General features: G+C 33.2%; 10 protein-coding genes. 9 read left to right on the forward strand and 1 reads right to left on the reverse strand.

The window, feature by feature from the left end; genetic code table 11:
- Nucleotides 1-5: 5 nt before the first annotated feature.
- A complete protein-coding gene (locus ASE40_RS08970; protein ID WP_057116609.1) occupies nucleotides 6-923 on the forward strand; it encodes a sensor histidine kinase in 918 nt (305 codons plus the stop codon).
- A gap of 2 nt (nucleotides 924-925) precedes the next feature.
- Here ASE40_RS08970 and ASE40_RS08975 read toward each other — a convergent pair whose 3' ends face one another.
- Nucleotides 926-1,420 (reverse strand): metallophosphoesterase family protein, encoded by a 495-nt coding sequence (locus ASE40_RS08975; protein ID WP_057116610.1) that lies wholly within the window; start codon nucleotides 1,418-1,420, stop codon nucleotides 926-928.
- Between the two features lie 278 nt (nucleotides 1,421-1,698).
- Between ASE40_RS08975 and truA the strand changes: the two genes are divergently transcribed.
- The 8 genes from truA to ASE40_RS09015 all read left to right on the forward strand — a co-directional run bounded on the left by truA (nucleotide 1,699) and on the right by ASE40_RS09015 (nucleotide 14,946).
- A complete protein-coding gene (gene truA / locus ASE40_RS08980) occupies nucleotides 1,699-2,433 on the forward strand; it encodes a tRNA pseudouridine(38-40) synthase TruA (RefSeq protein ID WP_057116611.1) in 735 nt (244 codons plus the stop codon).
- An 88-nt stretch (nucleotides 2,434-2,521) separates the two neighbouring features.
- A complete protein-coding gene (locus ASE40_RS08985; protein WP_057116612.1) occupies nucleotides 2,522-4,276 on the forward strand; it encodes an ABC transporter ATP-binding protein in 1,755 nt (584 codons plus the stop codon).
- A 107-nt stretch (nucleotides 4,277-4,383) separates the two neighbouring features.
- A complete protein-coding gene (locus tag ASE40_RS08990) occupies nucleotides 4,384-5,904 on the forward strand; it encodes a sensor histidine kinase (protein WP_241774345.1) in 1,521 nt (506 codons plus the stop codon).
- A gap of 34 nt (nucleotides 5,905-5,938) precedes the next feature.
- Nucleotides 5,939-8,542 (forward strand): zinc-dependent metalloprotease, encoded by a 2,604-nt coding sequence (locus tag ASE40_RS08995; protein ID WP_057117005.1) that lies wholly within the window; start codon nucleotides 5,939-5,941, stop codon nucleotides 8,540-8,542.
- Between the two features lie 15 nt (nucleotides 8,543-8,557).
- Nucleotides 8,558-11,896 (forward strand): SusC/RagA family TonB-linked outer membrane protein, encoded by a 3,339-nt coding sequence (locus ASE40_RS09000; RefSeq protein ID WP_057116614.1) that lies wholly within the window; start codon nucleotides 8,558-8,560, stop codon nucleotides 11,894-11,896.
- Nucleotides 11,897-11,907: 11 nt separating this feature from the next.
- Nucleotides 11,908-13,227, forward strand: a complete 1,320-nt coding sequence (locus ASE40_RS09005) for a RagB/SusD family nutrient uptake outer membrane protein (RefSeq protein WP_057116615.1) — start codon at nucleotides 11,908-11,910, stop codon at nucleotides 13,225-13,227.
- Nucleotides 13,228-13,373: 146 nt separating this feature from the next.
- On the forward strand, nucleotides 13,374-14,138 hold the full coding sequence (locus ASE40_RS09010) for a LytR/AlgR family response regulator transcription factor (protein WP_057116616.1): 765 nt from the start codon (nucleotides 13,374-13,376) through the stop codon (nucleotides 14,136-14,138).
- A gap of 223 nt (nucleotides 14,139-14,361) precedes the next feature.
- Nucleotides 14,362-14,946 (forward strand): NUMOD4 domain-containing protein, encoded by a 585-nt coding sequence (locus ASE40_RS09015; RefSeq protein WP_057116617.1) that lies wholly within the window; start codon nucleotides 14,362-14,364, stop codon nucleotides 14,944-14,946.
- The last annotated feature ends 242 nt before the right edge of the window (nucleotides 14,947-15,188 follow it).

Genomic DNA, 15,188 nt, shown 5'->3' on the forward strand with positions numbered 1-15,188 from the left:
TTTTTATGTTTGGTTTTAATTTTTTCATATCACTTGTTTTCTCCTTCGCTGTCAAAGGAATTTTTGTTTCGCAAAAAGTTGTTTCAAATCTTCAAAGTCACAATCCTGTAACACAAGTTGAAAGCAAAACAACTGTTAATCAGCTTAAAATGAGTGAGCAGTTGCGAAATAAAAAAATAGTCAGTTTATCAATTGTTCTCATAGTTATCATCTTCTTTTTATTTTATTTTTTATATCAGAACAATAAATTAAAACAAAAAATAAAACGAAAAGATACAAAACAAAAAATCCTCCTTGACATCATTAATTCTGGAATTGATACTCAGGAAATAGAGCGAAAAAAAATAGCTTCTTTTCTGCATGATAATATTAATTCACTGCTTTCATCTGCTGGATTACATTTAAATACGTTTACTGCGCAAAACGATATTAAATCTGACGAAATACAAAAAGCAAAAGTCATTTTGTCTGAAGCACACGAACTTTTACGAGATATGTCCCACGATCTTGTTCCTTCACTTTTAGTTCGCTTTGGGTTAATTTATGCATTAGAAGATTTATGCGAAAAAAACTCCAATTCTGCGATTGAATTTGAATTTTCGAGTTCTATCCCAACTAGCAGAAGATATCTTGAAAAATTTGAAATGAAAATTTATTTCATTGTAAGCGAACTTTTCAACAACGTTATAAAACACAGCGACGCCAAAAAAGCGAGGCTTTCTTTAATTGAAAAAAACGATCAGTTGATCTTGAGTATACATGATGACGGAATTGGTTTTAGAACCCAAAAGCTAAATGATGTAGAAGGTTTTGGTTTGAACCGAATTAGAGCCCGAATTAAAAAATACAAGGGAAAACTATCTATTACATCAAAAGAAAATGAAGGAACCAAAATTAAAATTCAGATTCCGTTACCGAATTAAAGTTATTTTGCTCCAATTTCCACAATTTCTAAATCTTTGATTTTATCATCATCAATTACAAATCGAAGCATTGTTCTCACTTTATGAAAACCACTTTTTCCTGCAGCACCCGGATTCATGTGCAATAAATTATTTTTCTTATCAAACATTACTTTTAAAATGTGAGAATGCCCGCAGATAAAAAGCTTTGGCGGATTCTGTGCCATTTCTTCTTTAATATTTGGATTGTATTTCCCAGGATAACCGCCAATATGCGTAATCCATACGGAAACATTTTCACATGAAAAACGATTGTTTAAAGGGAATTCCATTCTTGCTTTTGCATCGTCGATATTACCGTAAACAGCCCTAAGCGGTTTTAGTTTTTTTATAGTATCGGTAACATTCAGATCTCCAATATCGCCGGCGTGCCAAACTTCATCTGCCTGATTAACATATTTTAAAATAGTATCATCTATATGGCTGTGCGTATCAGAAAGCAGAAGGATTTTTGTCATTTTTTTTAAAGGGGCTAAGGTTCTAAGATGCTAAGATACTGAGATTTTTTTGTTGACACATGTTAAAAAACTTAGAACCTTAAAAACTCCAATCTGCCGTTAGACAAACTGCGGTGGGTTTCTACAGATACACATCACAGAAAAACCTTTGAACCTTTGCCTCTTTGAACCTTTGTCCCTAAAAAGAAAAAACTTAGTCCCGAAGTCTCGCGAAAGCATCTTAGAATCTCAGAACCTTTTTTCGTACCTTTGTGCCTCTGAACCTTTGAACCTCTACAGTGAGATATTTTATTCAATTTGCTTATAACGGAACACATTATCATGGCTGGCAGATACAGCCCAACGCTTCTTCTGTTCAGGAAACTTTAAATAAAGCTTTATCGGTTTTATTAAATGAATCTATCAGCATTATGGGCGCTGGAAGAACAGATACTGGTGTGCATGCAACTGAAATGTTTGGGCATTTTGATACTGAGAAAACTTTAGATGTTCCAATTTTGATTCATAAACTGAATTCTTATTTACCAAAAGATATTGCCATTTTTGATATTATTCTGGTTCATGATGATGCGCATTGCCGATTTGACGCAACTAAAAGAACGTACGAATATCATATCAATACCATTAAAAATCCATTTTTACAGGAATTAAGCTGGTATGTAAATCAGAAACTGGATGTGAATTTGATGAACGAAGCGGCGCAGTTATTATTGAAACATACCGATTTTCAATGTTTTTCAAAAGTAAATACAGATGTAAATACTTTTGACTGCACTATCTTTGAGGCGTTTTGGAAACAAGAAAACTCAAAACTGATTTTTACTATTTCAGCAAATCGATTTTTGAGAAATATGGTTCGGGCAATTGTCGGTACTTTAATTAATATCGGTTTACACAAAATTACGCTGGCAGATTTTGAAAATATAATTGCCAGCAAAAGCAGGGAAAAAGCTGGATTTTCGGTTCCAGCACATGGTTTATATTTAACCAAAATAGATTACGATTATTTATAGCTGTAGGCTATAGGCTTTAAGCAATAAGCTTCTAGCACTTTATTAAAAGCCTACTGCCTAAAGCTTATAGCTTAAAGCACCAAAAAAAATGAAAGCAAAAGCATTCGATACAGGATTATTCAAACGAATTTTAAAATATACAAAGCCTTATAAATGGCGTTACTACGGTGTAATTATTTTCGCCGTATCGCTGTCTATTTTCGCCGCACTCCGCCCCTATTTACTTAAAGAAACCGTAGATGGATATATCAAAACCCATGACAAGACGGGATTATTGATGTATATCATTTTGATGGGTGTAGTTTTATTAATGGAAGTTTTCTCGCAGTTTTACTTTGTATATTGGGCGAACTGGCTCGGTCAAGACATTGTTAAGGACATTCGAACAAAACTTTTTAAACACATTTTGAGTTTCAGAATGAAGTATTTTGATTTGGTTCCGGTTGGCCAGTTGGTTACTCGAGCCGTTTCAGACATTGAATCGATTGCCCGTATTTTCAGTCAAGGTTTATTTATGATTATAAGCGACTTGATGAAAATGTTTGTCGTACTTATTTTTATGTTTTACATGAACTGGAAGCTGACTTGGATTGTGGTTCTTGCCATGCCTATTTTGGTTTTCATTACTAGAATATTTCAACGTAAAATGCAGGTGGCTTTTGAAGAAGTGAGAACTCAGATTGCCAACATGAACTCTTTTGTACAGGAACGCGTAACGGGAATGAAAATTGTTCAGCTTTTTAATCGTGAAAAAATCGAAGCAGAAAACTTCAAAGACATCAATAATAAACATCGTGTTGCTTGGATCAAAACGATTTTATACAACTCGATTTTCTTCCCTATTGCTGATATTATTTCATCTATTACTTTGGGATTAGTTGTGGTTTACGGCGGTTTTAGAATTTTGAACGGAGATCATTTTACCACTTTTGGAGATTTGTTTTCGTATACAATGTTCATTGGAATGCTCTTTAATCCATTAAGACAAATTGCAGATAAATTCAATGAGATGCAGTTGGGAATGATTGCTGCCAATCGTGTTTTTGATATAATTGATACACAAGATCATATTCAGGATACTGGAAAAATTGAAGCGCCAGTTTTTGACGGAAGTATCGAATTTGAAGCAGTACGTTTTAGTTACATTCCCGAGGAAGAAGTTATAAAAGGAATAGATTTATCTGTTGCTGCAGGACAAACCGTTGCGATTGTTGGTTCTACAGGGGCAGGAAAATCGACTATAATTAATCTGCTGAATCGTTTTTACGAAATTAACAGCGGTACGATTTGTATTGACGGCGAAAATATCGAGAACTATACGTTGGCTTCACTTCGAAAACAAATCGCAGTGGTTTTACAAGATGTATTTTTGTTTGCCGATACGATTTACAATAACATCACTTTACATAATCCAGAAATTACCCGCGATCAAGTAATTGATGCCGCGAAGAAAATTGGCGTTCATGATTTTATTATGAATCTGCCCGATAATTATGATTTTGATGTAAAAGAGCGAGGCGTAATGCTGTCGTCTGGACAAAGACAATTGATTGCTTTTTTACGTTCGTATGTAAGCAATCCAAGTATTTTGATTTTAGACGAAGCAACTTCTTCTATAGATACCTATTCTGAAGAATTGATTCAGCGTGCAACTGAAACAATTACAAAAGGAAGAACTTCTATTATTATTGCCCACCGATTGGCAACAATTGTAAATGCAGATAAGATTGTAGTGATGGACAAAGGACTAATTGTTGAACAAGGAACGCATCAGGAATTGTTGCACAAAACTGATGGTTATTATAAAAATTTATATGACTCTCAATTCGCCGTGGCGAACTAAGTCATAACCGATATTCTTTGAAATTTAGATTAAAAAATATTACTTCACGACGTGCTTTTTTAATATACGTTATTGTTTCGATTCTTATCACAGTTTGTTCTGTATACATGTTAAGTAATTTAATTACTGATGTTACAAAAAAAGCAAATGAAAGTGAGGCGCGATTGAACTTTATTAAAAAACATGAATTAATGTCGCGGGAATTTTCGAGATTTCTGGAACAGGAAAACAGAATCAAACATGCTTTAAAAATCAGCAATAAATCAAATTTATCAGCTAATATAAAAGTATTGTCATCTGTTCAGTCCATCAATTCTATGATAGTTGATAACTGGTTTCAGATTAATGATGAAAAAATAGAATTTGGAAACGATTCTGTTTCTGATGAAATAAAAAAAGATATTACCAATTTTATTGCTAAAAATCAAACCACTGTTCGCAGCAACACAGTAATTAAACAAGGAAAAGAATGGGTTTGGAGAATTTACTTTAAAACCATCTCTAAAAATCATACTACGGTTCGTTGTGGTTATGACATCAGCTTAAAAAAATTACACGATAATTTTTCGACTGTTGACAAAGCTGCTTCGAATTATGCTTTTGTATTTGACAAGGCAGGAACATGCGTTTATCACCCCGACTCCACTTTCATAGGGAAAAACATTTATGATTTCTCTGCTATTAAGCCATCAGATACCATTTTCACTTATAAGAAAGATCCCAACAGAACTTCGGCATCTGATTTTTTAAAATTGGATTACACCAAAAGAGTTACGATGTCTGAATTTTTAAAGCTGGATGTAATCAGTTTTACGACAAGATTAGATATTAAAAATCTGCCTTGGTATATTTCCATTAGTTTTCCAAAAATGATTGAGGATGAAACTGTTTTATTGACTAAAAAATATTCAACATGGATATATTCTATAACAACAGTTATGCTTTTGCTGATATTCTACTTATTTTCTTATGCCAACAGACGCGCCTATAAAGAAAAAGGAATTGTAATTAAGGAGAAAAACAAACTCTTGGTAGAAAATGAAAAAATCATCAAAGAGAAAGCACTTATCCAACTGCAGCAATTAAAAGAGCAGATAAATCCGCACTTTTTATTCAATTCGCTCAATTCACTTTATATGTTAATTGGAAGCGATATTAAAACTGCGCAGAAATTTACTTTGAACTTATCTCGTATTTATCGTTATTTAATTGATCCGCCTGAGAAGAATGTCGTTCCTCTAAAGGATGAATTATTATTTATCGAGAAATATATCTTTTTACAGCAAACCCGTTTTAAAGAAGAATTATTTTTTTCTATAGAAATTGAAGACGAATCTGCGTTAAACAAATTTATTCCGTATCTGGCTTTTCAAGTTGTAGTCGAAAATGCTATAAAGCACAACACAGCTACTCAAGAAAACCCTTTGACGACAAAAATCCTGATCAAAGCAAATCAGGTTATTATCAGTAACAATCTTCAAAAGAAATTGAATGCAGAACCAAGTACTAAATTTGGTCTAAATTATCTGCAGAGCATTTACAATTATTATTCAAAAAACGAATTTGAGACATCAGAAAAAGATGGCAGTTTCGTTTGTATCCTTCCTTTACTATCCATTCACTCCTAAAAAAAATCCGTTCACTCCTTTTTTTTTTTTNCTGATGAAGGAAAAGGCATTCCTGCATAATTTGATAACATTTTGCTTACTCATTTTATTATTATCTCCGCTTAATGTTCAATCTCAAAAGAAAAAGAAAGACAAAAAAGAAGCGTCTACTGAAATTACAAAAGATTCAACCGACTCCAAAAAAGGAAAAAAATATGATGACCTTGTAAAAAAAGGTTCCGTTAAAAAAGGATTGTTCAATATTATTCAAGTTAAAACTGATGTTTATTTTGAAATTCAGGACAGCTTATTTCAAAGAGAATTTTTAGTTGTAAATAAATTATCTCAAGTTCCTTTTCAAGTAAATGAAGCTGGTTTAAATAAAGGAATGAATTATGAAAACAAAATTATTAGTTTTTATAAAGATACAATCGCAAAGAAAGTCTGGGTAAAATCGTATGTTCCTAAAGTTTCTTCACCAAAAGAAGATGCGATTACACAATCTGTACAAAATAATTTTGCCGAATCTATTATTGAAGTTTTTGATATTGAAACTAAAAACAACGATTCTACATCTGTCGTAATAAAAGTAAACAAGATTTTTGACGGAAAACAAAAAAGCTTCAATGATGTTTTGAGCAACATTGGGTTTGGAGGTTCTGTAAAATCTGAACTATCTTATATAGAAGGATTAAAATCTTTCCCAAAAAATATTGTTGTTAAATCTCAATTAACAACTTCTGTAAGCGAAGGCGGACCGGCACTATCGGTAACGCTTGGCGTGACTAGTAATATTATTTTATTGGATAAAACTCCAATGAAACCTCGTTTTTCTGATAACCGAATTGGTTTCTTTACCGAAAAGCATTGGTACTTTGCCGATGCACAGCAGGCAATGCTTGAAAAAGAATTGATTACCCGCTGGCGTTTAGAACCTAAGAAAGAAGATGAAGAGCGATATTTGAAAGGTGAATTAGTAGAGCCGAAAAAACCAATCGTTTACTACATCGACCCATCTACTCCAAAACAATGGAGAAAATATATTATCGATGGAGTTCACGATTGGCAGGCAGCTTTTGAAAAAGCGGGTTTCAAAAATGCAATTATTGCAAAAGAACCTACTGAAAATGATTTAGATTTAGATTTTGATATTGATGACGTACGTTATTCTGTGATTACGTATGCTGCATCTCCAAAATCGAATGCTATGGGACCATCTGTTGTGGACCCACGAAGCGGTGAAATTATCGAATCGGATATTATCTGGTGGCATAATGTTATGACTTCGCTTCAAAGCTGGATGCGAATTCAAACTGGACCAATCGATCCAAAAGCAAGAGGAAATAAATTCAGCGACGAACATATGGGAGAAGCTATTCGCTTTGTTTCGTCTCATGAAGTTGGACATACTTTTGGTTTAAAACACAACATGGGTTCTTCTTTTGCTTATGATGTTGAATCTTTAAGATCTAAAGAATTTACAGCAAAAATGGGCGGCACAGCTCCTTCTATTATGGATTATGCGCGTTACAATTATGTAGCACAGCCAGAAGATAATGTTACCGTTATTACTCCAAAAATTGGTGAATACGATAAATATGCTATCGAATGGGGTTACAGATGGTATGGTCCAAATGACAATGAAACTTTAAAATTAAACACTTTAATTGCCCAGCACCAAAATGACCCAATTTATTTCTACGGTGAACAGCAGGAAAATATAATTGATCCGCGTTCACAGTCTGAAGATTTAGGGAATGATGCAGTTAAAGCGAGCGAATATGGTTTGAAAAACTTAAAACGTGTTGTTGATAATATTGTAAACTGGACTTACGAGAAAGATCAATCGTATTACGAAACTGGAAAATTATACATCGGAACTATTGGGCAATGGCAAATGTACAATCGTCATGTAATGAACAATATTGGCGGTATTTATCTCAATACAACTGTTCATGGCGATAACAAACAAAGTTATGTTCCAGTTCCTGCGGCAATGCAAAAAAGAGCTGTAGATTATTTGAATAAAAACATAATTACGATTCCGCAATGGTTATTTTTTAATGACATTTTAGACAAAACAAATCCGCTGAAAGATTCGCCTCTTGGTCCTTACGAGTATACGCCATACACGCTTTCAAGAGAATTACAATACAGCATTTTGTATGATTTATTAAGCGATGATCGTTTGCTTAGAATGACAGAAAACGAATTGTATCAGCGCAATAAAACCAAAGAACAGGTTTTTACCGTAAATGACTTGTTTAAAAAATTACATCAAAGTGTTTTTGCCGGGACATTGGCCAATAAATCTTTGACCATTCTAGAAAGAATGACACAAAAGAATTATGTAGATGTTTTAGTTGTATCGACCAATAAATTGTTTGAAAAAACAGATGCAAAAAAAACAATCGAAATTCAGGAAACACTTAATATGCCGCATTTATGTAATTATATAGATGATGCACACATGGCAAGAAATATCAATCAATCTTCTTTAAAAAGAGTTACAGAAGTGACTTCTGATAAAAAAGGAGAATTAAATAAAGTACTTCAATTATTAAAAACAAAAAAGAATACAGGAGATCAATCAACCCAAAACCATTACCGCGATTTAATACAACGAATCGAAAAAGCCCTAAATAATACAACCTTTTAATACCAATCCAAAAACATGAAAAAAATTCTACATGCCTTACTGCTGTTCCTGGCCATCGCAGGATACTCGCAGGAATCCCGAACTATTACGGGAATTATTCTAGACGAAGCAGATCAGTCGCCTATTCCAGGTGCATCGATTTTTGTCGAAAACAATGCCATTTCAAACAAAACTGCATTAGCAGGAATTATTCAAAGTGAAGCAATCGGAACTACTACAGATTTCGACGGTAAATTCACCTTAAAAATTGGAAAAAACGTTACTTCTTTGAGAGTTACTTTTATGGGATACAAATCGTACACTCTTGAATTAGACTCTCAAAAAAACTATACCATTAATTTAAAATCTGAATCTGCAAAACTTCAAGAGGTTGTAGTTACAGGTTATCAAAAAATTGAGAAAAGAAAAGTTACCGGTGCTGTTACCAAAATTGATATGGCTGCAATCCAGCAAACTGGGGTTTCTAGTATAGATCAATTATTGGTGGGACAAATTGCAGGTGTTGCTGTTTCTACTCCATCTGGTGCTCCTGGTGCTCCGGCAAAAATTAGAATTAGGGGTACAGCTTCTCTTAACGGTACACAAGATCCTCTTTGGGTACTTGATGGTTTACCATTAGAAGGAAATGAAGTTCCAAAAAATTACGATAAAGATAATATCGATGTATTAAACAATTTCTCTATCGCAGGTTTAAACCCAGATGATATTAAAGATATTACTGTTCTTAAAGATGCTGCTGCAACGGCTATTTACGGTGCTCGTGCTGCAAATGGTGTAATCGTTGTAACTACTAAAAAAGGTAAAGCCGGTAAAATGGTTGTAAACTTTAATACAAATACTTTTATTACACAAAGACCAGAATTTTCTAAATTAAACTTATTGAATGCAAGCCAAAAAGTTGATTTAGAGCTTAACATGGCAAGCCGTGAAGATTTAACATACAGAGACAACGCTGGAGAAATTTCTCGTATCCTTAACGGATCTAATGAACTAGCTGCTTTTAGAGCTGGTGGATTTTCTTCTTTAAGTCCAGCAACTCAACAATCTATTAATGATTTAAGAAACAACAATACCAACTGGGGTAACTTAATTTACCAAACTGCAATAAACACGCAGCACGGTTTAAGTTTATCTGGCGGTGGTGAAAAATCAGATTACTATTTCTCTTTAGGATACTATGATGAGAAAGGAACAACTATCGGGACTGGTTTCAAACGTTACAACTTAACTTTGAAAAACAATTTCGAAATTACAGATAAATTTAAAGTTGGAGTTGGAATTTTTGGTTCTGAAAACAAAACTACATCTTACTTAACAGATACTGACGCTTTTACAAGTCCAAGTAATTATTCTAGAAATGTAAACCCATATTTAACTCCATACAATGCTGACGGAAGTTATAAATATGACCAAGATATTTCTGGTTACTCAGATCGTTATGTTCCATTTAATATTTTAGAAGAAAGAGCAAACACTTCTTACGACTTAAAAACAAGAGCTGTAAAAGCTTTATTGGACGCTGAATACAAAATCACTAGAGATTTAAGAGTAACATCACAATTAGGTTTACAATTAGACAATACTTCTAGCGAAAAATTTGCTGATAAAGACACTTATTATACTAGAAAACAAAGAGAAAAATCTCGTTACTTTACTAACGGAGCTTTCAACTATTTCCTTCCTGATGGTGGTATTATCCAAAACTCAAACACTGACTTTTTTCAGTACAATCTAAAAACTATGGTGAATTACTCTAAAACTTTTGGAGAAAAGCACGAAGTTGAAGCCATGATTGGTAATGAGTTAAGAAGAAGTTACGCAACTTCTATTTCAACAAAAGGTTTTGGATTTGACAAGAGCACTTTGACTACAAAACCAATTATGTTCCCAAATACCAATTTTGCTAATGATTTGGAATACAGAACGTATTTGAAAACGGAAAACGAAAATGCTTTTGCTTCATTTTTTGCTACGGCATCATATACATACGATAGAAAATACAGTTTCTTTGGAAGTGTTAGATACGATGGTTCAGATTTATTTGGTGTAGATCCAAAGTACAAATATCTGCCGCTTTGGTCAACATCTGCTTCATGGACCGTTTCTGAAGAAGATTTCTTAAAAGATAACTTAACACTTTCTAACTTAAGATTCCGTGCTTCGTATGGTTTACAAGGTAACATTGACAAAAATACTTCTCCATTTGTAGTAGGAACGTATAAAAACACAACCATTTTACCAGGACAGACAGAACAAACCATTTCTGTAGAAAGTCCGCCAAACGATAAATTACGTTGGGAAAAAACGTCTAATACCAACTTAGGTATGGATCTTGGCTTGTTCAACAACCGTATCAGCATTGTAACTGATTTTTACGGAAGAAAAAGTTCTGACTTAATTGGTTCAAGAGCACTTCCTTTAGAAAATGGTTTTGAATACACGAATTTAAACTGGGCGCAAGTAACCAATAGAGGTTATGAGATTACTTTATCTACAAGAAATATTGACCGTCCAAATTTTAAATGGAATACAAGTATTAACTTTTCTCACAACAAAAGTAATGTAGATCGTATTGAAGTACGTGATAATGATTTTCTTCCAAGTAGAGAAGGTCTTCCTGTAAATGCTGTTTTTGGTTATAAAACAAATGGAATTGACGAAAACGGATATCCATTATTTGTAAACAAAAAAGGAGAAACAGTAAATGCTCAGAAATTCTTCGGATTATATGATCCTTATGCTGACTTCTTCCCTGGAGAACTTACACAGTCAAGTTTATCAGCTGCTGAAATGAGAGATTTATTTGTTTACTTAGGCGATAGAGATCCTAAATTTACAGGTGGTCTTACCAACACTATTAAAGTAAGTAATTTTGATTTCACAGTAGCTGCTGCCTTCAATTTGAAGCAAACTGTAGTAAGAACTCCTCCTTATAACGGGACAATAGTTGATAGAGGACAAAATTATACTAATGATATTTTAAATGCATGGTCACCAACAAATACATCTTCTAATTTACCTGGAATTACAAGTAAAGATTCTGGAACAGGAGATTCGTATATGGCATACTTATGGTTTTCTGGACAAAATCAAATTCCAACTTACAATTATTTAGATACATGGGTTAGCGAAATGAGTTATATGAGATTAAGCAGTATGCGTTTAGGATACACATTCCCTAAAGCATTTACAGATCATATCAATATTCAAAGCATCAGACTTAATGTTGAGGCAAGAAACTTATTCGTAATTAGTTCAGATTACAAAGGTTACTTTGATCCAGAAACTTTCGGAAACATTTATGCACAACCAGTTCCTAAATCATTCACTTTAGGATGTAATGTAACTTTCTAATACAATTAAAGATGAAAAAAATCTCAAAATACATATTACTTTTTGTTGCTGCAATTGCAGTAACAAGCTGCGATGATTATCTGGATATAACACCTGTTGGCCGTGTTATTCCAGAAACACAAGAACAATTTCGTGCGGTATTAACAACAGGATATTCAAAATATCCGGAACATAAAGCATTGACGACACTTCGTACAGATGAATTGACGATGGATGAATTTAACGAAGATGTCAATATCTACAAAGATATTTTTATCTGGAAAGATTCCAATCCAGACCGTATTACAAGAGATTTTCAATATCAGGATTTATATAATGTAATTTTCTACACGAATGTGGTGATCAACGAAGCATCAAAAAAATTAGCTGCTTCTGAAGAAAAAAATCAATTAATTGGAGAAGCTTATGCTTTACGAGCAATGGCTTATTTTGATTTGGTTAACCTTTTCGCAAAACCATACAATGCTGCAACTGCTGCTTCAGACAAAGGCGTTCCTTTGGCTTTAGAAATTGATTTGGAGCAGGTTTTCGTTCCTCAAAGTGTTGAAGTAATTTACAATCAAATAATTACTGATACTCAAGAAGCTGAAAAACTAATCAATTTAAATTCACAACCAAAAGGTTTAAATTATCGTTTTTCAAAAGTTGCATTATTCAGCTTAGAAAGCCGTGTTTACTTACATCAGCAACAATGGCAGAAATCTTTAGATGCTTCAAATAAAGCGTTGGCAATCAACAACAATCTGGTTGATTTAAAAGCTGCCTCTGTTTTTGCAACAAAATACGATTCAAAAGAATCTATTTTAGCTTTAGAAGATGCATACATTAACAGATTAAAGGGAGCTTCATACGCTTCGCCTGAATTAATTGCGGCTTACAACAGAACAACCGATTTACGTTTTCCACTTTACTTTTTAGCAAGCGGAAGCCGTTTTAGAATTCAAAAAGGTGGTAATGACGATCAAAAAAGTTCTTTTAGAACTTCTGAATTGTATTTAACAAAAGCAGAAACAGCTGCAAAATTAAATAACCTTGGCGATGCTAAAACAACATTGTTGAGTTTCATCAAAAACAGATATACTGCAGCAGCTTATGCTCAGCTTGAAAGTGATGTAAATGCGATGAATGAAGCTGATTTAACAAACTTCATTTTAGCCGAGAGACAACGTGAATTTGCTGTTGAAGGACAGCGTTGGTTTGATTTGAGAAGAACATCTCAAAAACAAATTGTTCACAAATTTGGTGGTGAAGATTATACTTTGATACAAAACGATCCGCGTTACACGATTATTTATCCAGCAAGTGCGAGATTGAACAATCCCAATCTATAATACCTATTGTTTTTTTTAAAAGGTTCAGTTGAAAAACTGGACCTTTTTTTTGATATAATATTTACAACAAAATGCATTCTTTATTGTAATAAATAATTAGTGAATTATCTTTGCAAATAATTCGAGCGTATAAAAATGTCTAAAAGATGAAAATTGCTATTGTTGAAGACGAATATCTTGCTTCCAGCTATCTAAAATCCATTTTAGAGCAGCAGGAAATTCTACAGATCACAGCAATTACAGTTCTAAAATCTGTAAAAGAAGCTGTTGTTTTCTTTAGTGAAAACAAAGTCGATTTAGCTTTTATGGACATTCATCTGGGCGACGGAAAGAGTTTGGAGATTTTCGAAAAAACAATCATCGCCTGCCCCGTTATTTTTATTACCGCTTACGATTCTTATGCGATATCTGTTTTCAAGCATTTTACAATCGATTATCTTTTAAAACCATTTGAAGAAACAGAATTATTAGAGGCGCTTCATAAATTCAAAAAAATCAAAAACAGTTTTAACAGCGAGTCTACGCTTCAATCCCTAATAGCGCTAGAAAATCCAGAAAACAGTAAAATACAGCGTCATTTCTTGGTCAACCACGGTTATAAATTGATTTCTATTAATGAAAGCGAAATCAACTATTTTGCTGCCACGGGAAAGCATCTTTTTATTTATGTAAAATCTGGAAATAGTTACTTATATAATAGTACGATTACAGATATCATAAACAACCTAGACACCTTTATCTTCTTTAAAATAAACAGAAAGTATATCGTTCATAGAAACAGCATCAAAGAAGTCATCAAACATTCTCACCAAAAAGTCGAACTAATTTTGACCGTTCCGTCTGTAGAAAATGACCCTATTTTCATCAGCAAAAAAGAAATTAATAATTTTAAAAATTGGCTCGATCAGTAATTAACAATTCATTATCTTAAAATTTATACTTACTGGCAAATTAAAAAACTACATAATTCACAATTTGTGATTTAAAATCCGATTAAAAACTGTCGAAATCGCTTTAAAACGTTAAATTAGCGTTATAGAAATCATAAAATTGATCTTTCATAATCAACAACATAGCGGTAATTTTTCGTTTATTATTTATCTTTGAGAATATAGAAATCAAATGTAAAAGAAAATGCCACAAAATAGATTTTATCCAAACGAACAGTTTAAAGAAATAGAAATAAACGCCTCATTACAATTAAGATATGCCATTTCAAACAGAGGAAGACTTATAAGTTTTACTGATGAAATTGAAAACGGACGCCTCCTAAAAGGCGGATTAAGCGACGGATATCCAACCTTCCGTTTTAAGGTTAAAAAAGACGATAAAATTGTAAACAAATATCTCTTCCTATACAAATTAGTAGCCCAATATTTTATTCCGAAAGATTCCGAAGATCAAACGTATGTTCTGCATTTAGATTACAACAGAGCAAATGATGATGTAAGCAATTTACGCTGGGCAACCAAGCAGGAAATGATGGCGCACAGCCGTAAAAGTCCGAGAGTTATCCAAGCCAAAAAGAATCTAATCGAACACAATCTTAAAGCCGACGGACGAAAATTAACAACAACGAAAGTCATGTTAATCAAAAAAATTCTTGCGCGTCCAGAACAAAAAACACGTCTTAAAATGATTGCCAAACAATTCGGAGTAAGCGAAATGCAGATCAGAAGAATTGCCAGCGGAGAAAACTGGGGACACGTTAAGATTTAATGGTTGATAGTTAATGGTTGATGGTTGATAGTTAATGGTTAATGGTTAATGGTTAATGGTTAATGGTTAATGGTTGATTATTAATTGTTAATTGTTTGATGTTACTTCAAAAATTAACTGGTAACATAATAATTAACAACTAAGAATTAATAACGTTTGTCAGGCTGAGCGAAGTCGAAGCCCACGCAAAGAATTCCACATGAAATTTAAAATTATAATAGCCACAGATTACACAGATTAAC

Source organism: Flavobacterium sp. Root935 (genome assembly GCF_001429295.1).
Classification (GTDB): domain Bacteria; phylum Bacteroidota; class Bacteroidia; order Flavobacteriales; family Flavobacteriaceae; genus Flavobacterium.

Coding starts and splice junctions, on each gene's coding strand:
- ASE40_RS08970 (WP_057116609.1), top strand. CDS start 6: ATGTTTGGTTTTAATTTTTTCATATCACTTGTTTTCTCCTTCGCTGTC.
- ASE40_RS08975 (WP_057116610.1), bottom strand. CDS start 1,420: ATGACAAAAATCCTTCTGCTTTCTGATACGCACAGCCATATAGATGAT.
- ASE40_RS08985 (WP_057116612.1), top strand. CDS start 2,522: ATGAAAGCAAAAGCATTCGATACAGGATTATTCAAACGAATTTTAAAA.
- ASE40_RS08990 (WP_241774345.1), top strand. CDS start 4,384: ATGTTAAGTAATTTAATTACTGATGTTACAAAAAAAGCAAATGAAAGT.
- ASE40_RS08995 (WP_057117005.1), top strand. CDS start 5,939: ATGAAGGAAAAGGCATTCCTGCATAATTTGATAACATTTTGCTTACTC.
- ASE40_RS09000 (WP_057116614.1), top strand. CDS start 8,558: ATGAAAAAAATTCTACATGCCTTACTGCTGTTCCTGGCCATCGCAGGA.
- ASE40_RS09005 (WP_057116615.1), top strand. CDS start 11,908: ATGAAAAAAATCTCAAAATACATATTACTTTTTGTTGCTGCAATTGCA.
- ASE40_RS09010 (WP_057116616.1), top strand. CDS start 13,374: ATGAAAATTGCTATTGTTGAAGACGAATATCTTGCTTCCAGCTATCTA.
- ASE40_RS09015 (WP_057116617.1), top strand. CDS start 14,362: ATGCCACAAAATAGATTTTATCCAAACGAACAGTTTAAAGAAATAGAA.